This is a genomic window from Tritonibacter litoralis, from assembly GCF_009496005.1.
Lineage (GTDB): Bacteria > Pseudomonadota > Alphaproteobacteria > Rhodobacterales > Rhodobacteraceae > Epibacterium > Epibacterium litoralis.
Genome location: NZ_WIBF01000016.1, coordinates 1 through 22,044 on the forward strand (window position 1 = coordinate 1; position 22,044 = coordinate 22,044).

The 22,044-nt window shown below is 59.0% G+C and carries 22 protein-coding genes; 11 read left to right on the forward strand and 11 right to left on the reverse strand.

Annotated elements, in window-relative coordinates; all coding sequences use genetic code 11:
- Positions 1-754: 754 nt before the first annotated feature.
- From GFB49_RS18685 to GFB49_RS18705, 5 genes are read right to left on the reverse strand one after another with little or no spacing between them, the layout of a single operon-like run.
- Positions 755-1,939 carry an acetate/propionate family kinase gene (locus tag GFB49_RS18685; RefSeq protein ID WP_153217499.1) on the reverse strand — a complete coding sequence of 395 codons (1,185 nt, stop codon included), beginning with the start codon at positions 1,937-1,939 and terminating at the stop codon, positions 755-757.
- Entirely contained in the window at positions 1,936-3,330 is a 1,395-nt protein-coding gene (locus GFB49_RS18690) for a bifunctional enoyl-CoA hydratase/phosphate acetyltransferase (RefSeq protein WP_153217501.1), read from the reverse strand. Before GFB49_RS18690 ends, GFB49_RS18685 begins: the two co-directional genes overlap by 4 nt.
- A 45-nt stretch (positions 3,331-3,375) precedes the next feature.
- On the reverse strand, positions 3,376-3,633 hold the full coding sequence (locus tag GFB49_RS18695; RefSeq protein WP_153217503.1) for a hypothetical protein: 258 nt from the start codon (positions 3,631-3,633) through the stop codon (positions 3,376-3,378).
- 17 nt (positions 3,634-3,650) lie between these two features.
- Complete coding sequence (gene fabI, locus GFB49_RS18700; protein ID WP_214644986.1) at positions 3,651-4,409, reverse strand: enoyl-ACP reductase FabI; 759 nt, start codon at positions 4,407-4,409, stop codon at positions 3,651-3,653.
- A 37-nt stretch (positions 4,410-4,446) separates the two neighbouring features.
- The gene (locus GFB49_RS18705) at positions 4,447-6,189 is read right to left on the reverse strand and encodes a PHA/PHB synthase family protein (protein WP_343032641.1); all 1,743 of its coding nucleotides are present in this window, start codon (positions 6,187-6,189) and stop codon (positions 4,447-4,449) included.
- A 368-nt stretch (positions 6,190-6,557) separates the two neighbouring features.
- Here GFB49_RS18705 and GFB49_RS18710 point away from each other — a divergent pair, with 368 nt between their 5' ends.
- The 6 genes from GFB49_RS18710 to GFB49_RS18730 all read left to right on the forward strand — a co-directional run bounded on the left by GFB49_RS18710 (position 6,558) and on the right by GFB49_RS18730 (position 12,900).
- Complete coding sequence (locus GFB49_RS18710) at positions 6,558-7,541, forward strand: HlyD family secretion protein (RefSeq protein ID WP_194269403.1); 984 nt, start codon at positions 6,558-6,560, stop codon at positions 7,539-7,541.
- The gene (rbbA, locus tag GFB49_RS18715; protein WP_153217510.1) at positions 7,538-10,276 is read left to right on the forward strand and encodes a ribosome-associated ATPase/putative transporter RbbA; all 2,739 of its coding nucleotides are present in this window, start codon (positions 7,538-7,540) and stop codon (positions 10,274-10,276) included. The genes GFB49_RS18710 and rbbA overlap by 4 nt, the downstream gene beginning before the upstream one ends.
- A 1-nt stretch (position 10,277) precedes the next feature.
- Positions 10,278-11,405, forward strand: coding sequence for an ABC transporter permease (locus tag GFB49_RS18720; protein WP_153217512.1), 1,128 nt, complete (start codon positions 10,278-10,280; stop codon positions 11,403-11,405).
- Positions 11,406-11,680: 275 nt separating this feature from the next.
- Positions 11,681-11,827 carry a hypothetical protein gene (locus GFB49_RS21065; RefSeq protein ID WP_194269404.1) on the forward strand — a complete coding sequence of 49 codons (147 nt, stop codon included), beginning with the start codon at positions 11,681-11,683 and terminating at the stop codon, positions 11,825-11,827.
- Between the two features lie 7 nt (positions 11,828-11,834).
- Positions 11,835-12,434 carry a GNAT family N-acetyltransferase gene (locus GFB49_RS18725; RefSeq protein WP_194269405.1) on the forward strand — a complete coding sequence of 200 codons (600 nt, stop codon included), beginning with the start codon at positions 11,835-11,837 and terminating at the stop codon, positions 12,432-12,434.
- A gap of 130 nt (positions 12,435-12,564) precedes the next feature.
- Positions 12,565-12,900: a hypothetical protein gene (locus tag GFB49_RS18730; RefSeq protein WP_153217516.1), complete on the forward strand. Its 336-nt coding sequence runs from the start codon at positions 12,565-12,567 to the stop codon at positions 12,898-12,900.
- A 39-nt stretch (positions 12,901-12,939) separates the two neighbouring features.
- On the opposite strand, the gene GFB49_RS18735 is transcribed toward GFB49_RS18730, so the two are convergent.
- From GFB49_RS18735 to GFB49_RS18750, 4 genes are all read right to left on the reverse strand, one after another.
- Entirely contained in the window at positions 12,940-13,635 is a 696-nt protein-coding gene (locus GFB49_RS18735; protein ID WP_246149798.1) for a hypothetical protein, read from the reverse strand.
- A 224-nt stretch (positions 13,636-13,859) separates the two neighbouring features.
- The gene (locus GFB49_RS18740) at positions 13,860-14,408 is read right to left on the reverse strand and encodes a methyltransferase family protein (protein ID WP_194269406.1); all 549 of its coding nucleotides are present in this window, start codon (positions 14,406-14,408) and stop codon (positions 13,860-13,862) included.
- Entirely contained in the window at positions 14,408-15,043 is a 636-nt protein-coding gene (locus tag GFB49_RS18745; RefSeq protein ID WP_153217520.1) for a cation efflux transmembrane domain-containing protein, read from the reverse strand. Before GFB49_RS18745 ends, GFB49_RS18740 begins: the two co-directional genes overlap by 1 nt.
- Complete coding sequence (locus GFB49_RS18750) at positions 15,043-15,813, reverse strand: transglutaminase-like domain-containing protein (RefSeq protein ID WP_153217522.1); 771 nt, start codon at positions 15,811-15,813, stop codon at positions 15,043-15,045. The genes GFB49_RS18745 and GFB49_RS18750 overlap by 1 nt, the downstream gene beginning before the upstream one ends.
- Positions 15,814-15,883: 70 nt before the next feature.
- On the opposite strand from GFB49_RS18750, the gene GFB49_RS18755 reads away from it, so the two are divergent.
- Positions 15,884-16,300, forward strand: a complete 417-nt coding sequence (locus GFB49_RS18755; RefSeq protein WP_153217525.1) for a MerR family transcriptional regulator — start codon at positions 15,884-15,886, stop codon at positions 16,298-16,300.
- A 191-nt stretch (positions 16,301-16,491) separates the two neighbouring features.
- Positions 16,492-17,133 (forward strand): hypothetical protein, encoded by a 642-nt coding sequence (locus GFB49_RS18760; protein WP_153217527.1) that lies wholly within the window; start codon positions 16,492-16,494, stop codon positions 17,131-17,133.
- Here the strand turns inward: GFB49_RS18760 and GFB49_RS18765 are convergent.
- Positions 17,130-17,639, reverse strand: a complete 510-nt coding sequence (locus GFB49_RS18765; RefSeq protein WP_425505248.1) for a disulfide bond formation protein B — start codon at positions 17,637-17,639, stop codon at positions 17,130-17,132. The genes GFB49_RS18760 and GFB49_RS18765 overlap by 4 nt on opposite strands.
- A 195-nt stretch (positions 17,640-17,834) precedes the next feature.
- On the opposite strand from GFB49_RS18765, the gene GFB49_RS18770 reads away from it, so the two are divergent.
- Genes GFB49_RS18770 through GFB49_RS18780 form a run of 3 tightly spaced genes read left to right on the forward strand, consistent with a single transcriptional unit; the run spans position 17,835 to position 21,246 of the window.
- Positions 17,835-18,617, forward strand: a complete 783-nt coding sequence (locus tag GFB49_RS18770; protein WP_153217530.1) for a DsbA family protein — start codon at positions 17,835-17,837, stop codon at positions 18,615-18,617.
- A gap of 59 nt (positions 18,618-18,676) precedes the next feature.
- The gene (locus GFB49_RS18775) at positions 18,677-19,132 is read left to right on the forward strand and encodes a rhodanese-like domain-containing protein (protein WP_153217533.1); all 456 of its coding nucleotides are present in this window, start codon (positions 18,677-18,679) and stop codon (positions 19,130-19,132) included.
- Between the two features lie 32 nt (positions 19,133-19,164).
- The gene (locus GFB49_RS18780) at positions 19,165-21,246 is read left to right on the forward strand and encodes a protein-disulfide reductase DsbD family protein (protein WP_246149799.1); all 2,082 of its coding nucleotides are present in this window, start codon (positions 19,165-19,167) and stop codon (positions 21,244-21,246) included.
- A gap of 27 nt (positions 21,247-21,273) precedes the next feature.
- On the opposite strand, the gene GFB49_RS18785 is transcribed toward GFB49_RS18780, so the two are convergent.
- Positions 21,274-22,041 (reverse strand): MauE/DoxX family redox-associated membrane protein, encoded by a 768-nt coding sequence (locus GFB49_RS18785; RefSeq protein WP_153217537.1) that lies wholly within the window; start codon positions 22,039-22,041, stop codon positions 21,274-21,276.
- Between the last annotated feature and the right edge of the window lie 3 nt (positions 22,042-22,044).

Genomic DNA, 22,044 nt, shown 5'->3' on the forward strand with positions numbered 1-22,044 from the left:
ATTTGAACCAAATGAATTGTTGAGAACACGGGAACCCATTTTCCCGGTCCGATGATCATTCCCTCATCGAGGACCAGTTAGCCAAAATCAACGAAGTCCGGCGCGCGGTCGTAGTGAACGCTCTGCAACCCCACGCCGCAATTCGCAGCGCCACAGTGCAGGAAGTCAGCAAACAGTGAACGATGATAGGTGTGAGGGCGTCGCGATCGCCAATCTGATCGGGACCGATGGGTGCAGTGTTGTTGGTTGGGTTTATCGTTGGAGTACAGGCTCACATGCGGTGATGTGGGACGTCCAAGGGCCCCAGCCGGTATCGGAAACCCGGCCGGATATAAGTGACGAACAGAAGCAAGAAATCGACTTCGATGCGCTCACGCGGATTCGAAAAAGTGACAGTGGATAGGATTCTCACGCAGCCGCCAGTTCATATTGATGGAAAGGGTCTGCGAGCGTACCGGCCATTTGAGCTGATGGCAGCGAAGGTCTCGAAGGAGCCCACACCAGAAGTGCCAATTTCTCGCTGCGCGCGCTCGCAGCAGGAATAATGCCGCAAAAGCGTAAAAAGATTTGCTGCCGCGCAGCAGGAAAACTGGTCGTTCACGCTGGCCGCAGCAAATCTGAAATCACGAACTTCCACAGCGCGGGTTTTCCGCTATTCGCGACTGGCCCCAAAAAGTCCAGGCGCAGAAGTTCGCCACATACTTCCCCGGGGAGGTTGTGGCCGTGTATTCTGGGCAAGAAGCCAATTGCTCGTCTACCTGAGCGCGACCGTTTCGTTCGTGGCGTTGGCTATGACGGCTTCTTCATCGGTTGGCAAAACGAGCACATCAACGGAAGACCGTACGGAACTAATACGAAGCGAGTTGCCGTCATTGCAGCGTGGATCCAGATCAACACCCAGATGCACAAGCCGGTCACAAATCAACCTGCGAACTTGCGCTGAATTCTCACCAATTCCTGCCGTGAAAACGATCGCGTCAAGCCCACCGAGCGCCGTGACCAGGCCGCCAAGAACGCTCGCCGCACGGAAACAAAACAACTCAATTGCCTCGCGGGCTCGAGGATCATCGCTTTGTTCCAGATCCCGCATGTTGTTGCTGATCGCCGAGACACCAAGAAGGCCGGAGCGCCGATAGAGTAGCGTTTCGATCTCGGTCGCGTTCATCCCCTTGCTTTGCATAAGGTACAGAACGACGCCCGCATCCAGCGCGCCACAGCGTCGCCCCATCAACAGCCCGTCAAGCGCCGTAAACCCCATGCTTGTCGCGACACTTTGCCGGTTCTTCATCGCGCACATACTGGCGCCGTTGCCGAGATGGGCGACGATCACCCTTCCCTCGGCCCTTTCCCCAAGATGATCGGGCAGAATGCTGGCGATACACTCATAGGACAGCCCGTGAAAGCCATAGCGGAGTATTCCTTCGTCACTCATATCCCGCGGCAGGGCGAACAGTTGAGCAAGCCGGTCCTGGGTCCGGTGAAAGCTCGTGTCGAAGCAAGCGACCTGAGGTAATGTCGGCTGCAACCGCGATATTGCGCGGATGGCAGCAAGGTTGTGCGGCTGATGCAGCGGTGCGAGCTGTATCAGGTGTTCCAGCTGGCTCAGAACCGCGTCATCGACGACAACGGGCCTGGAGAATCCGCGTCCACCGTGAACGACTCTGTGCCCGACGGCGACAAGTCTTCTGTCCCCGCGATGCTGTTCCAGCCAATCCAGCAGAAGCGACACCAACGTTTCATGATCGGCTGCGACGTCGATGTTCGTCAGCATGCTCATGTCAATTGCGGTACCGTCCGCGCGGATTGCCGAGAAGACAGGATCGCGCCCGACACCAGCCACTTTGCCGCGGATCAGAGGAACAGCGTTTGCACCACTCGGGTAGACGGCGAATTTGATGCTCGACGAGCCGGCATTGAGAACCAGTACCACGTCGCTCATGACACGACCTTTTTTGCATGGTGGATGTAAAGCTGGGCCATTGCCGACGAGGCGAGCCGCGACATCACGCCGTCGGCCCGGCTGGTGAGGATGATCGGCGCGCGCGCACCAAGGACGATCCCCGCGGCCTCGGCGCCGGCAAGGTGAATCAGCTGCTTGGCGATCATGTTGCCCGCCTCGAGATCGGGCACGACGAGGATATCGGCGTCGCCTGCCACGTCGGAGACGATGCCCTTGGCTGCCGCCGCCGATTTCGACACTGCGTTGTCGAAGGCCAAGGGGCCGTCAAGCACTCCGCCCGTGATCTGGCCGCGGTCCCACATCTTGCACAATGCGGCGGCCTCGATGGTCGACGGGATTTTTGGATAAATCGTTTCCACTGCCGACAGGATCGCGACCTTGGGCCGCACGACCCCGAGCGCCTGGGTCAGATCGATGGCGTTTTGCACGATATCGCGCTTGGTCTCGAGATCGGGAAAGATGTTGATCGCGGCATCGGTCACGAAGAGCGGCTTGAGATAATGCGGCACGTCGAGCGCAAAGATGTGGCTCATCCGGCGTTCGGTGCGCAGGCCCGTGTCGCGGTCAACTACGGGGGCCATCAACTCGTCGGTATGAAGCTTGCCTTTCATCAGCGCGTCGGCCTTGCCACTGCGAACCAGCTCGACCGCGCGTTCGGCGGCGGCGTGGCTGTGCGGGACATCCACGATCTCGATCCCGTCTAGACTGCAGCCGCATTCACTGGCGACGGCTTCCAGCTTTGCCTTGGGTGCCACGAGGATTGGAACGATCAACCCCTGGCCTGCGGCCTCCAGTGCCCCCCTCAAAGACAGTTCGCCACAAGGATGAACGACAGCCGTGCGCACCGGTGCCAGATCATGCGTCGCCGCAATCAGGTCGCGATAGCGCGCGCCGCGTTCATGCAGATGTACTTCGGGCAAGACCACGCGGGGGCGGCGGACTTTCTCGGACGGCGCGATGACTTCGGCCTGCCCCTTGATTGCGGTCTCGCCGTCCTGATTGACGCAAAGACAGTCAAGCTTCAGCCGCTTGGTTTCGGCATCCTTCGACACCACGGTCACGCGGACCGTGACGGTATCGCCCAACCCCACGGGGCGGCGAAAGCTCAGGTTCTGGTTGAGGTAGATCGTGCCGGGTCCGGGCAGTTCGGTGCCCAGAACTGCCGAAATCAGCGCGCCACCCCACATGCCGTGCGCGATGACTTCATGAAATATGTCAGACCGCGCGTATTCCTCGTCGACATGGGCCGGGTTCACGTCGCCCGACATCACCGCGAAAAGCTCGATATCCTCGGACTTCAGCTTGCGGGTCAACTCGGCGCGGTCGCCAACCTCGATTTCGTCGAACGTCTTGTTTTCGATGTATTGCATCGGGCTGTTCCTTTGCGTCGGGCCGGAAAGCGAGCCGTCCCTGACTCATGTTGGCTCGGTTTTCCTGTCAGCCTCGATTTCTTCGACGATCGTCTCGATGTCGCGGAAAGCGTCACCGCCGGAATGGTCGCCATCGACATGGGCAACCAGCTTGTCTTTGATCTTCAGATCGGCCTCGCCCCAGGGATGGGTGTCGATTTCAAGCTTGTCGAGGCCAACGGTTGCGGTGAACCGTTGTTCAGTTGCGCCCTTGCCAGCAGGATAGCTGGTGTCCGGCGTCCAGGTGATAGTCTTTATGGTCATGGCTGCTCTCCTTTGGTTCAGGACATGACGTGATATCCGGCGTCGACGTACGAGATGTTGCCGGTCACATTGCGTGCGGACTCGCTCACCAGCCCGGCGGCCATGTTGCCGACATCCTCGATCGTCACCAACCGTTGCTGGGGCGCGCGCGCCCGCGCTTCGTCGATGAGAGTGTCGAAATGCGCGATGCCAGAGGCCGCGCGCGTCATCAACGGCCCCGGCGACAGCGCATTGACGCGGATGCCTTCCGGCCCGAGCTCAGCCGCCATGTATTTCACGCTGGCCTCCAGCGCCGCCTTCACCGGTCCCATCACGTTGTAGTGGTCGACGACCTTTTCGGCGCCGTAATAGCTGACCGTCAGCAGGCAGCCGCCAGTTTTCATAAGCGGTCGCGCCCTGCGCGCGAGCCGCATGAACGAGTGAACCGATATGTCCATCGCCGCGCCGAAGCCCTCGCGCGAACAATCGACGACCTTGCCGTGCAGATCTTCCTTTGGACAATAGGCGACAGAGTGCAGCAGGAAATCAAGCTGCCCCCACTCGGCGGCAATCGCGCCGAACAACGCATCCATATCGGCGTCGATGGTGACATCGAGCGGCATGAAGATTTCAGCGTTCAGCGTCTCGGCAACCGGTTCCACGAACTGCCGCGCCTTGTCGTTGAGGTAAGTAACGGCAAGTTCCGCACCTTCACGCGCGAACGCCTGCGCGCATCCGGCGGCTATGGAGTTTTCGTTGGCGATCCCGATCACGAGACCGCGCTTTCCGTCAAGCATGCCCATCTCTGTTTTTCCTTCGTTGCGCAGTGCGCGCCTATTTCTGGTGAACGTAGGTCCCCGGCGCGACGGCAAGGGCATTGCCCATGGTCGGTGGCACCACGGGTTTCCCCGACCGTTCCCCAAGCCAGGACACCCATTCCAGCCACCACGAGCCATCCTTCTTCGGAGTTTGTGCCGCCCAGCTTTCGGGATCGACATAGCGGTCATCATGGCGTGTCGTGGCAATCTGATAGCTGCGGTTCTTGTGGCCGGGCTCCGATACGATGCCGGCATTGTGTCCGCCGCTGGTCAGCACGAAGGTCAGATCGGTATCGAGATAGAGATGCATCTTGTAGACCGATGGCCAAGGTGCAACGTGGTCCTTTACGGTTCCCACGGAAAACACCGGAACGCGGATGTCGGTCACGGAAATCGGACGGCCTTCGACGATGAAACTGCCTTCGGTCAATTCATTGTTCAGATAGAGCGACCGCAAGTATTCTGAATGCATCCGAAAGGGCATCCGGGTGCCATCGGCATTCCACGCCAGAAGGTCGAACATCGCCGGTTCGTCGCCCATCAGATAAGAGCGCTGGATGCGCGACCAGATCAGATCGGCCGATCCGATCATCTGGAACGCGCCGGACATCTGGGTTGTGTCCAGATAGCCCTGATCCCACATCATGTCTTCAAGGAAGGTCAACTGGCTTTCGTTGATGAAAAGCTGCAATTCGCCCGGTTCGGTAAAATCGATCTGCGAGGCGAAATAGCTGAGCGACGCAAACGGGTCTGCACCGTCGCGGCTGGCCGCTGCGGCGGCAATCGACAAAAGTGTGCCGCCAAGGCAATAGCCGACGCCGTGGATCTTCTGCTTGGGCACGATGCCCTGCACCGCGCGCACCGCATCCATGACGCCCATCTCGCGATATTCGTCCATCCCCAGATCGCGATCCTCGGCGCCCGGGTTGCGCCACGAGATCATGAAGACCGTATAGCCCTGGTCGACCAGGAACTTCACCATCGAGTTTTCCGGCGACAGATCGAGGATGTAATATTTCATGATCCAGGCCGGCACGATCAGAATGGGTTCGGGTCTGACCTTGGCGGTGGTCGGCGCATACTGGATCAGCTCGATCAGATGATTGCGATAGACCACCTTGCCCGGCGTCGCGGCGACCTCGTGGCCGGGCCGGAATTTTTCGGCCCCGGCGGGGGGCTTGCCGGTTTGCAGCCGCTCCAGATCGTCGCACCAGGCCTGAAACCCCCGGACAAGGTTCTGCCCGCCTTCTTCGCGGGTTCTGGCCTGCATCTCGGGGTTGGTCGCCAGAAAATTCGACGGTGAATACATGTCGAGAATTTGCCGGGTGGCAAATTCCATGACATTTTCGTGCTGCCTGGTGACACCGCGCACGCCGGTGGTCACGTTGTACCACCATTGCTGATTGAGCAGGAAAGACTGGTAGATCAGGTTGTAGGGCCATTTCTGCCAGGCCTCGCCCCGGAACCGGCGGTCTTGGGCCAGAGGTTCGATGCACAGGGCTGTCTCGTCGCTGGTGATGGCGCAGGTCGCGGCATATTGCGAAAGCCGCAGCCATTTGCGAAACGCTTTTTCGGATATTTCAATCTGTTTGCCCGGGGATGTCGTCAGATGCGCCAGCCAATCCATGTAGGCACCCGCAAGCGCCGCGGGCGAAAGCCCTTTCGTAAACTTCGCCATTCTGGCTTTCAGGGCCCGGTCCAGAAAAGCCGGCGCGTCGTTGCCGGTTACCCGGTCCCTTCCGGTCGCGTTCTTCGACAAATCCGGTGAAACAGATCGGGCCGGTGAATTTCTGTCCGATCCGACGCTTTCGTCCAGGCCTTCGGAAACATTGGCAGCTTTCGGTATTGCATGACCCATCACGCGAGCTCCTTCCAAATGGATTGCACCTTATTGCCTACACCCGCCCGGGGTTCGTTGACCTTGATCAAATCGCTCGGATCAAAACTGGCATAAGCGTCGTGGCGTCGATGAAAACATAGGAACGCAAGCATAGCGGCGCAGCCGCCAATCGGGCATACTCGTTATGTTGATTCTGCAACGCGGCGTATCTTTACGCTGCATTGCGGCAATACTAGGTATTCAAGGCCGGCCGGCCCTTCGCAGGCCCCATGATCAGGAGAACACCAATGCAGTGGAAGCGCTATGGCACAATCGCCGCCGTCCTCGTCGCCTTATCGGGAGGGGCCTATTTCTTCTGGTTGAGCAGCCAATCCGCCGGACTCCCTGCCGGTATCACTGGCTCAAACGGGCGGATCGAAGCCGAGCGTATCGATATCGCGGCCAAGCTGCCGGGGCGTATCGCAGAGGTTCTGGTGTCCGAGGGCCAGTGGATCAGCGCGGGCGATCTGGTCGCAACCATGGACGCGGTCGAGATCGAGGCCCAATTGCATCAGGCTCAGGCCGCCGTCGCGCAGGCCGAGCAGCAGAAACTGCAGGCCGAGGCGCTACTGAACCAGCGCCTGTCGGAAGCGGAATTTGCAAGGGCGGAACATGCCCGGACCGAAAGGCTTGCGGCAAACGGTCATGCGACGCAGGAACAACTCGAAAACAGAAAGACCGTCCTGACCACCGCAGAGGCAGGCGTCGCCGCCGCCCGGGCCGGCATTGACCTGGCGGATGCCACCATTGCCGCGGCAAATGCCTCGGTCGAGCGGTTGCAGAGCGTCCGCAACGATGCCGATCTGGTCGCACCGCGCGAAGGCCGCGTGCAATACATCCTTGCCAAGGCCGGCGAAGTGGTGGGCGCTGGCGGCAGGGTCGTGACCCTGACCGACCTGACGGATGTTTACATGACCGTCTTTCTGCCCGCCCGCGACGCCGGGCTGCTTGCCATCGGGTCCGAGGCGCGGATCGTCCTTGATCCGATCCCGGATTACGTGATCCCGGCAACCGTCACCTTTGTCGCCAGCACGGCCCAATTCACGCCGAAATCGGTGGAAACCGCGGATGAGCGCGACCAGCTGATGTTCCGCGTCAAGCTGACGATCCCCGAGGATTTGCTGGAGGAATATCAGGAACAGACCAAGGCGGGTGTTGCCGGAGTGGGCTATGTCCGCACCGACGACACTGTCCCCTGGCCCGACACGCTGTCGGTGAAGCTGCCGCAATGACACGCGCACCCGTCGCCAGCCTGTCGGCGGTCACCCACCGCTATGGCCCCACGTCCGCCCTGTCCGACGTCACGCTGGATATCCCGGCGGGCTGCATGGCGGGGCTGATCGGCCCGGACGGCGTCGGCAAATCGACTCTGCTGGCGCTGATCGCGGGGGTGCGAAAACTGCAGACCGGCGGCGCCACCGTGCTGGGCGGCGATATCACCGCGCGTGACCATCTCAGGGCGTGCAACCACCGCATCGCCTATATGCCTCAGGGTCTGGGCCGGAACCTTTACCCCACCCTGTCGGTCACCGAAAACCTCGATTTCTTCGGCCGCCTGTTCGGTCAGCCGGAGGCAGAGCGCCGGGCGCGTATCAGCGATCTGTTGAAAGCAACCGGGCTTGATCCGTTCCCGGACCGGCCGGCCGGGAAGCTGTCGGGAGGGATGAAGCAGAAGCTCTCGCTCTGCTCGGCCCTGATCCATGATCCCGACCTGGTGATCCTTGACGAACCCACCACCGGCGTCGATCCGCTGTCACGGCAACAGTTCTGGGATCTGATCGACCACATCCGCGAAGAGCGACCGACGATGAGCGTCATCGTCGCCACCGCCTACATGGAGGAAGCGGAACGTTTCGACTGGCTGACTGCGATGAATGCGGGAAAGGTCATCTCTACCGGGTCGCCCGACGAAATTCGCACCGCCGCCGAACAACCAACCCTGGAAAAAGCCTTCATCGCCCTGCTGCCCGAGGCCGAGCGTCAAGGCCACCATGATATCGTGGTGCCGCCGCGCCAGAGTGTCAGCGGCCTACCCGCCATCGAAGCACAGGGGCTGACCTGCCGTTTCGGCGATTTCACCGCCGTCGATCATGTCGAGTTCCAGATCGAGCCGGGAGAGATCTTCGGATTTCTCGGCTCCAACGGCTGCGGCAAAACGACGACGATGAAAATGCTGACCGGGCTGCAAAAGGCCAGCGAAGGCAAGGCGCTGCTGTTTGGCGAGGCGCTGGACCCGGACGACATGGCGACCCGTCAACGCGTGGGCTACATGTCGCAAGCGTTTTCGCTTTATGGCGAACTGACGGTCCGGCAAAATCTGGAGCTTCACGCCCAGCTCTATCAGTTGCCAATCGAGACGCGCGCCGGTCGGATCGCGGAAATGCTCGCCACCTTCGATCTGGCTGAGGACGCGGACAAGCGGCCGGACGGGCTGCCTCTGGGCATCCGCCAGCGCCTGCAGCTTGCGGTGGCAATGATTCACGCGCCCGAGATCCTGATCCTCGACGAGCCGACTTCGGGCGTCGATCCGGTCGCGCGGGACGGGTTCTGGCAGCACCTGATCAAGCTGTCGCGCGATGACGGCGTGACGATCTTTGTCTCGACCCATTTCATGAACGAGGCCGAACGCTGCGACCGGATATCGCTTATGCACGCGGGCAACGTTCTTGCGATCGGAACGCCCGACGAGCTCGCCCGAAGCAAAGGCACTGACGACCTCGAAGAAGCGTTTGTCGGATATCTGCGCGAAGCGGGAGGTGGCGCTGGCAACGATGCGGGCGACGCGCCATCCCAGACACCGGCCACGGCCTTGCCGGGGCGGCAGCAAGACCCACATCCCCCGTTCGACATCGCCCGGCTTTGGGCCTTTGCGCGGCGCGAGTCGATCGAGATCCTGCGCGACCGCATGCGGCTGACCTTTGCGTTCCTGGGCCCGATCATTCTGATGCTGACATTCGGTTATGGCATCTCGCTTGATGTGCAAAATCTTACCTACGCGGTGTTTGATCGTGACCAGAGCGCGGAAAGCCGTGAACTGCTGGAGAGCTTTTCCGGCTCGCGTTACTTCGCCGAAAGACCGGCAGCAGGCAGTACGGCCGAGCTGGACGCCCGGATGCGAAGCTCTGAACTGGCCGTCGCGATCGAGGTGCCGCCCGGGTTCGGCAAATCTCTGTTGCGCGGTGACAGGCCCGAAGTCCGGATTGCCGTCGACGGCGCGATGCCGTTCCGGGCCGAGACCACACGCGGGTATCTGCAGGGGCTTGCCGTATCCTACATGTCCGATCAGACAGAACGGCTTTATGGCCGTCCGTTCGATCCGTCGGCGGCCTCTGTCGAAACCCGGTTCCGCTACAATCAGGCCTTCAAGAGCGTCTTTGCGATGATCCCCTCGGTCATCATGTTGATGCTGGTGCTGATCCCGTCCATGATGGCGGCAATGGGCGTCGTGCGGGAAAAGGAAACCGGTTCGATCGCCAATTTCCGATCCACGCCTGTCACCCGGACCGAGTTCATTCTGGGTAAGCAACTGCCCTATGTCGTCATCGCAATGCTCAGTTTTGCCACGCTGATCGCCGTGTCCTATGGCGTCTTCAGCGTGCCGCTCAAAGGCTCGGTCGCGGCGCTTTTCGTCGGCACGCTGCTCTATGTTCTGGCAACCACGGGCTTTGGCGTTCTGATCTCGACATTCACGCGCACACAGGTTGCCGCAACCTTTGCCGCCGCGGTCATTTCGATTATCCCGGCGGTCAACTTCTCGGGCCTTCTGATTCCGGTTTCGTCGCTTTCGGGTGGCGGACGACTGATCGGGTTGGCCTTTCCTTCGGCCTGGTATCAACAGATCAGCGTGGGGACATTCACCAAAAGCCTCGGGTTTGATCAGCTCTGGCACAACCACGCGGCGCTGGCGGGTTTCGCCGTCCTGTTCATCGCCGTGTCAGTCCTTGCCCTGAGCAAGCAGGAGAAATGACATGACGCAATGGCTCGCCAATGTCTTCCGGCTTGGGCTCAAGGAACTCAGCAGCCTGCGCGCCGATCCGGTTCTGATCCTGCTGATCGTCTATGTGTTCAGCTTTGCGGTCTATTCAGTGGCAACCGGCGCCAAGCTCGAAGTCTCGAACGCGTCTGTCGCCTATGTCGATCAGGACCGTTCGGCGCTGACCGGGCGCATTCTGGGTGCGATCCTGCCGCCCGAATTCAATCCGCCGCAGGAAATCGCAGCGAACGAGGTCGAACGTGTCATGGACAGCGGCCAGTTCGTATTCGTGTTGTCGTTTCCGCCGGCATTCGAGGCTGACGTGCTGAACAACCGCAAACCCCAGGTGCAGATCAACGTCGATGCCACCGCGATGGCGCAGGCCGGCAACGGGTCGGTGTTCCTTCAGCACATCATCCGCACCGAAGTCGCCAAGTTCGTTTCCGGAGATGATGCCGCAACGACGCTGCCGATTGATCTGGTCGTCACCTCGAAGTTCAACCCGAACCTGAATTCCGTCTGGTTTTCCTCCGTTATGCAGATCATCAACAACATCACCATCCTGTCGGTGCTGTTGACCGGAGCGGCGCTGATACGCGAGCGCGAACACGGCACGATCGAGCATTTGCTGGTGATGCCCGTCACCCCGTCCGAGATCATGGTCGCAAAGATCTGGGCCAACGGCCTTGCGATTGTCGTCGCCGCCATCCTGTCGCTCTGGATTGTCGTGCAGACCATACTTGCCGTTCCGATCGCGGGGTCGATACCGCTCTTTATATTCGGCGCGGTGCTTTATCTCGTCTCCGTCACTGGGCTTGGCATTCTTCTAGCGACGTTCACGACGTCGATGCCGCAGTTCGGCCTGTTGTCGCTCCCGGTTCTCGTCATCATGAACCTGTTGTCCGGCAGCACGACCCCGATGGAAAGCATGCCGGTCTGGCTTCAGAACGTGATGCAACTGGCGCCGTCGACCCATTTCGTCGCCTTCTCGCAGGCCATTCTCTATCGCGGCGCCGGATTGGAAATCGTTTGGCCAAACATGGTTGTCATGGTCGCGCTGAGCGCAGTGTTTTTCCTCGTCGCTCTAAAGCGGTTCCGGGTAACCATGGCCACAGTTCATTGAGTCCACCTGATTGATCCGGAGAACAAACAACCAGCAATCCGATGAGTGCGCCAAATTAAGGTGGATTTCGACAACTTAAAACACGGCAACTAACCAGGGAAAGGCAAAGCCATGAAAAGACTAACTCAGATCACACTTGTAACACTGGCACTCGTCCTCGCCGGATGTACCGAACCCGGACATTATCCTGTCAGTGGTGAAGAATGCGGTCCGAATGATCCGGTTCTTGAACTGGATGCGAATGACTGCGGCGTACCGGGCATATAGGCCAATCAATGCCCGACGACGCCAACACGCGTGGAGACACGGCTTCCCTAACTTTCGACAGCAATGTCGATCTTTACCGCATCGAAACCGATGAGGAAGCCGTCATCGCCCACGCGGTTCGCCGGTCTTTCGCTCGACCGGGCAAGATTGCGTGAGGGCACCATGGTCAAGGATAAGTTTGAAACGACTCTGCGCGACGGCGCGCGGGTTCTCATCCGCCCGGTGCTGCCTGAAGACAGGCACCTTCTGGAGATAGGTTTCGAGCATGTGTCGCAGACCTCACGCTACTTCCGGTTTCTCGCTCCCAAGAGCCGGCTCAGCGACCGCGATCTGGACCTCTTCACGACAAGCCATGGCGACGATCACGTCGCCATGGGCGCGCTGGAAATCGACGCCGAACCGGCACAACCGGTAGGGATTGCGCGCTATGTCCGGCTGTCGGATCGGCGCGATGCGGCGGAGATCGCCGTTACGGTGGTCGACGACTATCAGGGTCTTGGCCTCGGTTGCATCCTGATCGGCGCGCTTGCTCGTCATGCGGCGTCAGACGGGATTACGCATTTCGTTGCCCTTGTTCACGAGGACAATCGCAAGATGCTGCATCTGTTCAAAGAGCTTGACGCGCAGGTGGAGTCCGATGCGGGCGGAGAAGTGGAACTGAGAATCCCCCTTCACCGTGATCCCGCCGCGTATCCGAACACGAAGACCGGCGACGCCTTTCGCGACGTCTATCGCCTTGCCGCGGGTGATTTCGGCAAATAGCCTGGATAAGGATTTGGCCTTGGGCGGTCAAAATGCGCAGATGCGGCGCTCAATTCCACAGAGCCATTGAGCCGGATACGGAAGAGGCCGCGAAGGGTCCAGGTGGGAGTCGCACATCGGCGTGGCATGAATGACCGATAGAGAGAATTCGCCGCGTTACAGTATCTTCGTCGCCGCAACTGCCCACGTCCGTTTCGACATTCTGCATCTGCATCCGCATCCGCTGCGCTGGCACAAGTCTGGATTGTCCGATCTGACGACGGCGAAGGTCCGGTTTCGGATCCCTCTTCGTCTCTTCAATGTCCGCTCCGGTGACATGTGCTGCGTCGCGGAATTAAGTCCGCTGCAAGTGCAAATTCATGCTGCGTCAGCAAAGGTCAGAAACTCAATGACGGCAAAGTCCGCTCTCCGGACAAACGCACCGAAAGCAGCGAAGGGCCGGTATTTGAACAACTCAGCACGCTAAAATTCTCGCAGCATGATGGCAAAGCTGTCTTTGTCAGCGCTAGTAGTTCACCTGTTCGAAGCCGTAGTTGCCCTCATAGTCACGCCAATCGACGAAGACAGATCGGTGATAGATACCCGGGCAATTCTGGCCCCAACGTTCAAGTCCCACATGGGCCTCGGGCAGGGCAGTTATGGAAGATCGCTGCCATGAGAAATCGCCTTGGGTCCCGTAGGTGCCGAGGACCACGGTCGCGCTTCGGTTACAATCCCCATCGCGCCCGGACTCGTGCTGTCGTGCATACCGTACATCGAAGACGCGGATGGACCGCACGAAATTGAACTCTAGCCCGCTGATATCGATGTCCGCGCGGTCCTGAACAAGCCGAAGGGTGAAGTCTGTGGGAACGAGATTATCTACTGGCAAGGATTGAAGCGGTCGACGGCTGTCGGTTCGGTACAAGGCTTCAAAGATGTGGCCAGCGTCGTTTTGTAACCGATCGTTCTCGTAGGAGGCGCCCATGGGACAGCGCCAGATTTGCAGCGGTGGTTCGACCGGCCAAGGTGTAATCCGCCGGATAAATTCGGCGCGGGCTCGGGCGCAAGGGACGGAAGCAGGCCAGCCGCCAGACAGGCACAGGAGGATCGCGCAATCGATCGGGTATGTCTGCGCGCGGGCGGGTATCGGTAGCGAAGAACCTGTCACGGTCAAAGCGACTGCGACCGAGGGGAGGAGTTTTTTGAGTAAATGGCGCATTCTGAGGAACCTCCATGACCGGAGTCCAGCATACATACGATAATATACTTTCGCAACACAAAGTATAAATACGCATAATGAAGTTTATGTTAAAAGAACTGAGTTTTACTACTATTGACGCAAACCCGCTGACCAATTTGCTCGCAGCGACGGTTCAAATTGGGCCTTTATTTCCGATACCCCGTCATGCGGAGAAAGTCAGCTTTGGCGGTGATAGCATTAACTCAGACGAACCGCCGCACCTTTGCGGAGTAGTTCTCGAACGCGATGCCGTATTGATCCTTCAGCCAAGGTTCCTCAGAAAATGGCGCGGTAATAAGCACCACTATTCCAGCCAGTCCGACGACCATGGCCCAAGGCGCTGCTGATAAGATCATCCAGCCACATACTATGACAATGTCAGCCATATACTGCGGGTTCCGAGAGTAGCGGTACATGCCCTCGGTGCGTAGGGTACCCTTGGCTCCACCCGTCTGCTGCACCCCAAAATGTGAGACTTCCATCCATACGACGACGTTGCCGATCATGATGAGTGGCAGGCCGACGCCAAACCGCGCCCAACTCGGTATGGCCAGATCAGCCCAGCCCCAGACACCAAGCAGGATGAGAACCCCGAACAGTGTGAATGTTGGCACCCAGACAAGGAAAGGCGTGAGTGTCATGTAGCGTTCTGGCGGCCATATCCGCCGATCAGGAAAAGCAATCGACCAGAGGATTCCTGCAAGGGTCATAGCAGCAACCCCAAGACCCAGAATAATGAGAAAGCCCTGCATCATGCCTCCACATGCTGGTAGTCGACTATTTCTCGCCGCTCTGCGAGGGCTTGCCGCACGATCTGGAAAGCGGACGACAGGAACAGTCCAGCCATGATTGTTGCGACGATCAGGTCAGGCCAACCTGTTGCGGTCCCCCAGACGCCCAAGGCTGCGAACATGACTGCGACGTTGCCGATGGCGTCATTGCGCGAGCATAGCCAGACAGACCGCACGTTTGCGTCACCGTCTTTGTAGCGCACCAGCAAGAACACACTGGCAAGGTTCGTGAGCAAAGCCAGAAAGCCAACAGCGCCCATAATCTCAGCTGTAGGAACCCCGACATAGAAGACGCGGTAGACGGTCGATCCGAGTACCCACAACCCCATGAGTAATAGACTAAACCCCTTGAATAGCGCGGCGTTGGTGCGGGCGCGAAGCGAGGTACCAATCACGGCCAGTGAAATGCCATAGGTCATCGCATCACCCGCGAAGTCGAGTGCATCGGCTTGCAAAGCCTGCGACTTGGCCAAGTGGCCCGCCGTCATTTCAACAGCGAACATCGTGGCGTTCAGGGCAATGACGATCCAGAGCCGCCGTTTGTAGTCGTCCGATACGCCGTCAAACTTGGCGGCATGTCCACAGCAACCGGCCATCAGATCGCTCCTTGCATTTCATGGGTTGTTTGCGTTGGAACGAGGTTTGCCTCGCCTCCGGGAATCTTCGGCACATGACCATTGCGCATCATCTTGACGCGGTGGTTCATCCAGTGCCGAACGAGCACGCGGTAGAGGATGCCCTTCACGCCAGTCAGCTGACGACGGGTTGCATAGAAGGTATCAGGATCGTCAAAGGTGCCGAAGTCGTGGTTGATGCCGGTCTTTTGGATGTAAGTGCTGGCCTCTCGCCATTCGACGTTCGGGTCCTGCAGGCAATCTGTGCCCGCACCGTAGGCGCAGAGAGATTGGCGCTCAGGAAAGGCACCTTGGAGAGCCGCGAGGACAGGGGCATCCAGAATGAAGCCCTCAAGGTTCAACCACTGACCATCATGAAAGACTTCGACCCACGAGTGGATGATGTTGCGGGGGGCAAGCGGATAGACCAGTTCCGGCACCACGCCGCGCTGCAGCCGCTTGTCGATGGTGAAGCCATGAAAGCGGCACGGCACACCAACGGCGCGCAGGAGCGCCATGAGCAAAGTGCCCTTGGTGTTGCACTGCCCGTAGCCGTCAGCCAACACCCTAGATGCTGGCAAAGCATGATCGGAGTTGTAGCCGAAGAGAATTTCGTTTCGCACGAAGTCATACACAGCGCCGATCCGGTCAGTCTGTGAAAGGCTCAGCCAGCCCCGGTCAGCGATAAGGCGCTGAATGGGTGTCGCTTCGAAATCCAGAAGGGGTGTCGGGGACATGTATTGGTCGGTCATGACGGCCTCTTGAGTCTGTGTCCCACCTTATCTACAATCTCTAGTGACTAGAGGTTCAAGAGGTTTCTTAATGTTTTCTATCGGCGAGCTTTCAAAGCGCACAAAGGTCAAAGTTCCAACGATACGCTACTATGAGGAAATGGGGCTTCTGGCCGAAGCCGAGCGCACGAGCGGCAATCAAAGGCGCTACGACAAAGCGGGGTTGGAACGGCTGAGTTTCATCCGCCATGCACGCGACCTGGGTTTCTCGATTGAGGCGATCTCATCGCTCATTGAGCTACAAGAGCACCCGGACCAATCTTGCGAGGCCGCAACAGAAATTGCCACCTCTCAACTTGTGGATGTGCGTGAGAAAATCAAGCGACTTAAGCTATTGGAAAAGGAGCTTTCGCGCATAACCAAGGGCTGTGATGGACACGGGATTTCGGAAGACTGTTATGTGCTTGCGTCTCTTGCCGATCATGATTTCTGCAGCAGGGATCACTGACGCCGATAGCGGACTTTTCAAACCGCAACCGCAACCGCAACCGCAACAGAAGTTTTGTCCGACGTTTCTTACCTAAATGCCAATATTTTCGCATCGGTATTATCTGTATGGCGGCATCACATATCGCCTCGTCAGTGGCGCCAGGCCGAGTGCCTGTCGACTGAACATGATCCGCATGGCAGCTTAGTATCATGGAAAGATATTTCTCCTTAAAGATGCCCGGCGCTCTGTTTTTACAAAACGTTTTGTTGTTCAGCCTCGCTGCTTTGGCCCCGGTTCTTTTACTCTATGTGTTGCTTGCTCCCGGTTTCGCGCCGGCGTTGGCGGCGGGCGGCCCCACTCTTGGGCGATTTATTCGGCAGGTTGTCACCAATGGTCTGCCAGTTGTCTTTGCCGTGAACTACGTGAGCTTCTTTCTTTTCGCCCTCGCGCAGCGATCCATTGTCAGCCATCGAGATCCAGCTGTTTTTCTGTTGCTAGATCTGACAGTCCGGGTTGCGCTCTTCCTCGGCCTCCACGCCCTAATCTACGTTTTCTCCGCTGATTGGTTTGGTTCGTTCAGCGGCAGCCGCGCGACCGCGTTAAGGGTGGTCGCACCGACACTGTCGCGCTCTGCGTTTTTCGAAAACATTTCCGGTGTCTATCTCTATGCCACGATGGTGGGTGCGTTGCCTTTGTATGTGTCAGCGATCAACCAGTCGGCGAGCCTGCGCCCACTTATCGGTCTCTTTCCGCAGAAAACCGGCGCTGCAGCGTTCGCTCTACTAGCGCTCCTGCTGTCAGTGGTATCATTGACACTTGTCGCGGAACTCATCGCGCATCTGCAAGGCTAGGTCGCCGAATAGGGACTTTTCGAGCGGGGTTGGCGCATTTGTTGCGCAAGGGCGACCAGCCAAATGCCCGCAAGTGCGGCGCTCCAAAGCGCGTTCCAACTTGCCATCGATAGGGTCAGAAATTCCCAAGCAACTTCGTCACACATCACCAACTTCGACGGCCCGCTTGCCGCGGACGGAAGAAGATCAGCACCCGACAGGTTCGACATATCAAGGCCGGAGCCTGTGCAAGAGGTCGGCCCTTCCCACCAATCCCGTTCGACGCCGGTGTGGAAGATGCCGAGGGCCGCGGTCGTTGCCGCTGAAGCAGCACCGACAACCAAGAGCGGCAAAACGGGCAGGCCGATGAGCAACAGCAGACCGACACCGATCGCAACCCCATGAGGATATCGTTGCCAGAGACACATTGCACAGGGGGCATAGCCCAAAGCCTGAAATACGAAGGCAGCCAGAAGCAACACTGCCGACCCCGCAGCCGCGACCAGACCAAGTTGCTTACCTGAAATGCCCAAATCATCGTCCCCTCAAAGACCAAGAGCATACGCAACACCGGGTCAGCGAGCGATTGCTTTTCAGCATCAACGCATACCTCCCTAAAATCATGATTCCACGAGAAGAAATGTATCAGTTTGTAAAGTTGACCCCATATGTGACGCAGCAGTATTGCTGGACGCCGTTGTTGTCCCAATTTCAGGCCGATCATGGATTCCAAGAAGCGATCAACACTTTTGACGATCGGTGGAATCGTCGCGGGCTACGCCGCTCTACGTACGATACCATCTCTTTTGCCAGAGAAACTGGAACTAGAGCCCCTTACTTCTCCTGTGGGATTTCGCAAATACGTTGCCGGCGAAACATCTGGCGGGTTTGACCCCTTTGTGGGTTTGGGCACTACGGAGAGCGCCGATGTAACAGCGCAGAAAGCTGCGGCGTTGAAGAGAGTGTCTGCAGACCTGTGTGATGCACTTTATGGCAATATTGACGCCACGGCATCGATCGTTCCGATGGCCTCTTTCTCAGACTACTATTGTCCCTTCTGCCGGGTGCAGACCAAGCGCCTGGCGGGCATGGCAGAGGACATGCACGACCAGGTTGCCGTCGCATGGCACGAGCTTCCGCTGCTTGGGGACAGTTCGAACCTGGCGGCCAAGGCCGCTTTGGCGGCAAAACGACAAGGGGCCTATGTCACGTTCCATGAGCGATTGATGACGACCCCGTTTCAGGCATCAGAGGAGTATCTCGTCCGCTTGTCTGATGATCTCGGTGTCGACGGCGCACAGTTGATCGCCGATATGAACAGCGTCGATATTGCGCGAGAACTCGAAAACAGCGCGGCCCTTGCTCGTGTATTTGCCTTTGTAGGGACACCGGCGCTGGTGATCGGCCGCACGGTCGTCCAAGGCCAGATCAGCGATAAGATGATCCGCCAAATCATCGATCTCGAACGCGAGGAGGGCTGGGATATTGCCTGTCGGTCAGCATAATGCGGTGTCGGCGCGGTCTTTCTCGCGATCTGCCGTGGGCGGCGCACTCTGGGTGCAAGATGCATAGACGGCGTTTCCTGCTTTTGTCATCGGCTTTGACCCTCGCCCCGGGACTGTCTGCGGCTGCGACCCGGACGGTCTGGTCTGCGCCTGAGGCGGCTGCCGCACTGGCAGATGGCGACATCTCCTTGATCGATGTCAGATCCCGCCCGGAGTGGCAGGACACAGGCCTCGCGGAAGGGGCCTGGCCAATCAGCATGCATGAAGACCGCTTCGAGGAGCGGCTCTTTGCGGCGCGGGACCTCTCCGACACAAGGCCTGTCGCTCTGATTTGCGCAACCGGGGGCCGCAGCGCCCGGCTGTTGGCCGCCCTCACACGGGCCGGATATGCGGGTTTCATCGACGTCTCGGAAGGCATGCTTGGCTCGCGGAGAGGTCCAGGTTGGATTGCCCGCGGTTTGCCAACAACCGATCTTCGCATGGCGCTCACCCATTTGCCTGCTCCTTTGCGCTGAGCATGCGAGAGCGCTTTCATATCGGCAGGTGGATGCTGCTCCTGACTGTCATTTGGTTCGGTGGCTTTTTAGGTCAGCCCGCCTCAGCCGCAGAATCAGAGGTGTTTTCCAACCCCGCCGTTACAGCGCGGCTGATTTCGGCAGAGGATGGAATTGCCCCTGACGCCGCCTCCATCTCGCTTGGATTGGCCCTGGAATTTGGGGAGGGATGGAAGGGATATTGGCGCACACCTGGAGAGGTTGGACTGGCCCCTGCCCTCGATTGGACCGGGTCCTCGAATCTAAACTCCGTGGACATTCTCTGGCCCGCACCGGAGCGCTATGAGGCCTTCGGGATCGAGAATTTCGGCTACACCAATGAGGTTGCCCTGCCGCTCCGCGCGACCTTGGAGACAGCGGGTGAAGCGCTCAACTTGCGCGCTCGGGTTTCCTTGCTCACTTGTTCAGACGTTTGCGTGCCCCACGATTTCGCTTTGTCACTGGCGCTGCCCGAGGGCGTTGGAATCGACACGGGTTCGGCCGATATTATCGCCAGGTTTGTCGACCGCGTTCCGCTGGGTCCTGAAGATAGCGACATCCGGATCTCTAGTGCGGCCATTGACGATCAAGCATCCGCGCTGACTGTGACCGCACGGAGCACACGCGCATTCCGGGACGTTGATGTCTTTCCGGAGTTCGGCCCGCTCGTCACTTTCGGGAAGCCGGATATCCGCCTCAACCAAGACCGAACGGAACTCTGGGCGCAAATCCCGATCAATGCCTGGTCCGAGGAACATCCAGCCCCTTTGATCACGATCACGGATACGGCGCGCGCGGTGACGTCCCCCGTATTGCTCACCACGGAGGCCCCTGCCCCTCCCTACGTCATTGCTGGTGCGCAGGCAGGTCTTCTCAAGCTGATTGCCGTGGCTGGCATTGCTTTTCTGGGAGGATTGATCCTGAATGTGATGCCCTGCGTTTTGCCAGTTCTGTCGATCAAGCTCGCCTCCGTGCTCAAAGCATCCGGCCAATCGCGGGACATCACCCGCAAAGGATTTCTGGTGTCCGCCTTCGGTGTTCTGACATTCGTTTGGGGTCTAGCGGCGGTCTTGCTGGCGCTCCAATGGGTTGGAGTCTCGATCGGCTGGGGCATGCAGTTTCAGAACCCCATTTTCGTGAGTCTCATGTTTGTCGTGATCGTAATCTTCGCGGCAAACCTCTTCGGTGCTTTTGAAATAGCCTTGCCGCAGGCCGTGCAGGACCGCTTGGGAGCCGGCAGCGCAGGATCTGGATACGCGGCGGATTTCGGCACAGGTTTCCTCGCTGCTGTCCTTGCAACGCCTTGCTCCGCACCCTTCCTCGGGACTGCGATCACCTTCGCCCTCGCAGGGACACCCCTGGACGTTGCCGTGATTTTCACGGCCCTCGGCCTTGGATTGGCCCTCCCCTATCTGGTGATCGCCGCACGCCCCGAATGGGTCCATCTTCTGCCCCGGCCGGGCCGCTGGATGCTCTTTGTCAGAGCCGGTCTCGGCTGTCTTTTGTTGGCGACGGCAATCTGGCTCCTGTTCGTTCTGGTCGGCGTGGCGGGCGCGCTTGCGGCCGCGGGGGTGTTTGCAGCAACGGCAGCCCTGGTCTTGGGCGCCTATGTGCAGTGGCCAAAGCCGATGTTGCGCCGCGTGTTCCTGACGATCTCCTTTCTGGGTGCGGTCCTGAGCGCCGGCCTGATCGCATCGCCCGAGCGTCCGGACGCGACGGCGAATGCGCCATCACATTGGCAAGCCTTCGAAGTTCAGAACATCGCCCGGCATGTTTCCGAAGGACGTGTCGTGTTCGTGGATGTCACGGCTGACTGGTGCCTGACATGCAAAGCCAACAAATCCCTGGTGCTTGACAGAAGTCCTGTGCTGGACCGCTTGCGGGATGGGACGGTGATTGCCATGCAAGCGGACTGGACCCGCCCAGACGATACCATCTCGCGGTTTCTTGAGCGGCACAATCGCTATGGAATCCCGTTCAATATTGTATTCGGTCCCGGTGCCCCTTCGGGCATCGCGCTGTCAGAAGTGCTGACCCCGGCTTCGGTTCTCGACGCGTTGGACGCTGCCGCGACCCGCAGCATCGCTTCGGATTAGAAATGGGATGCAAGTGTTACATCCGCTTCAAAACCATCCGAACGCCCGCGCGGGCATCCAGAGGCCCATGAAGATCATCATCAAGTTCTCCGTGAGCGAGACGAACCCCAGAGGCACGTTCGACGCCCCGCCAACGCAGGCGCATTTGAGCTCCCGTTTATCGATGTAGACGGCCTTGAAGACGGACACCGCGCCGATCGTGCCGATAAAGAGCGCTATCGGCGCGCTGATCCAGACCAAAGCGCCCGCGACCATGAGAACACCCGCAATGGCCTCGCCGAACGGGTAGACATAACCGTAGCGCACCCAGCGTTGGGCGAGCAGATCGTAGTTCAGGAACATGGTGGAGAAGCTCTCGATATCCTGAAGTTTCTGGACCGCCAGAAAGCACATCGAGATCGCAATGAACCACTCGAAGGTGCGCAGCGTGAAAAGGGATCCGAAACTGGCCCAGCTGAGGCCAAGCGCCATCAGAAACGCCATTGAAAAAATCGCGACGACAGGCTGATAGGAAGTGTCGTCCTCCTCGGGCACATCTTGTCTGAAGTGCTTGCGCAGGGCTTCATAACCGCCGATCCGCTCGCCATCCATAAAGGTCTGTGGGGTTGTCTCGACCCCGTGTTCCTCCAGGAAAGCATCGGTTTCGGCTCGCGACGTCAGATGGTGATCCTCGACCTCGTAACCTTCGCGCTCCAACAGATCCTTTGATTTCAGACCGTAGGGGCAAAGGTGGTCGTCCATCACCATGCGGTACAGGTCCGCCTCTCTGGTCGATTGGGAATTGTCCTTCGGCATAAT

What these genes read in the sequence shown, in the direction of transcription:
- GFB49_RS18685 (WP_153217499.1), bottom strand. Translation starts at nt 1,939, where the DNA reads ATGAGCGACGTGGTACTGGTTCTCAATGCCGGCTCGTCGAGCATCAAA.
- GFB49_RS18690 (WP_153217501.1), bottom strand. Translation starts at nt 3,330, where the DNA reads ATGCAATACATCGAAAACAAGACGTTCGACGAAATCGAGGTTGGCGAC.
- GFB49_RS18695 (WP_153217503.1), bottom strand. Translation starts at nt 3,633, where the DNA reads ATGACCATAAAGACTATCACCTGGACGCCGGACACCAGCTATCCTGCT.
- fabI (WP_214644986.1), bottom strand. Translation starts at nt 4,409, where the DNA reads ATGCTTGACGGAAAGCGCGGTCTCGTGATCGGGATCGCCAACGAAAAC.
- GFB49_RS18710 (WP_194269403.1), top strand. Translation starts at nt 6,558, where the DNA reads ATGCAGTGGAAGCGCTATGGCACAATCGCCGCCGTCCTCGTCGCCTTA.
- rbbA (WP_153217510.1), top strand. Translation starts at nt 7,538, where the DNA reads ATGACACGCGCACCCGTCGCCAGCCTGTCGGCGGTCACCCACCGCTAT.
- GFB49_RS18720 (WP_153217512.1), top strand. Translation starts at nt 10,278, where the DNA reads ATGACGCAATGGCTCGCCAATGTCTTCCGGCTTGGGCTCAAGGAACTC.
- GFB49_RS21065 (WP_194269404.1), top strand. Translation starts at nt 11,681, where the DNA reads ATGCCCGACGACGCCAACACGCGTGGAGACACGGCTTCCCTAACTTTC.
- GFB49_RS18725 (WP_194269405.1), top strand. Translation starts at nt 11,835, where the DNA reads ATGGTCAAGGATAAGTTTGAAACGACTCTGCGCGACGGCGCGCGGGTT.
- GFB49_RS18730 (WP_153217516.1), top strand. Translation starts at nt 12,565, where the DNA reads ATGACCGATAGAGAGAATTCGCCGCGTTACAGTATCTTCGTCGCCGCA.
- GFB49_RS18735 (WP_246149798.1), bottom strand. Translation starts at nt 13,635, where the DNA reads ATGCGCCATTTACTCAAAAAACTCCTCCCCTCGGTCGCAGTCGCTTTG.
- GFB49_RS18740 (WP_194269406.1), bottom strand. Translation starts at nt 14,408, where the DNA reads ATGCAGGGCTTTCTCATTATTCTGGGTCTTGGGGTTGCTGCTATGACC.
- GFB49_RS18745 (WP_153217520.1), bottom strand. Translation starts at nt 15,043, where the DNA reads ATGGCCGGTTGCTGTGGACATGCCGCCAAGTTTGACGGCGTATCGGAC.
- GFB49_RS18750 (WP_153217522.1), bottom strand. Translation starts at nt 15,813, where the DNA reads ATGACCGACCAATACATGTCCCCGACACCCCTTCTGGATTTCGAAGCG.
- GFB49_RS18755 (WP_153217525.1), top strand. Translation starts at nt 15,884, where the DNA reads ATGTTTTCTATCGGCGAGCTTTCAAAGCGCACAAAGGTCAAAGTTCCA.
- GFB49_RS18760 (WP_153217527.1), top strand. Translation starts at nt 16,492, where the DNA reads ATGGAAAGATATTTCTCCTTAAAGATGCCCGGCGCTCTGTTTTTACAA.
- GFB49_RS18770 (WP_153217530.1), top strand. Translation starts at nt 17,835, where the DNA reads ATGGATTCCAAGAAGCGATCAACACTTTTGACGATCGGTGGAATCGTC.
- GFB49_RS18775 (WP_153217533.1), top strand. Translation starts at nt 18,677, where the DNA reads ATGCATAGACGGCGTTTCCTGCTTTTGTCATCGGCTTTGACCCTCGCC.
- GFB49_RS18780 (WP_246149799.1), top strand. Translation starts at nt 19,165, where the DNA reads ATGCTGCTCCTGACTGTCATTTGGTTCGGTGGCTTTTTAGGTCAGCCC.
- GFB49_RS18785 (WP_153217537.1), bottom strand. Translation starts at nt 22,041, where the DNA reads ATGCCGAAGGACAATTCCCAATCGACCAGAGAGGCGGACCTGTACCGC.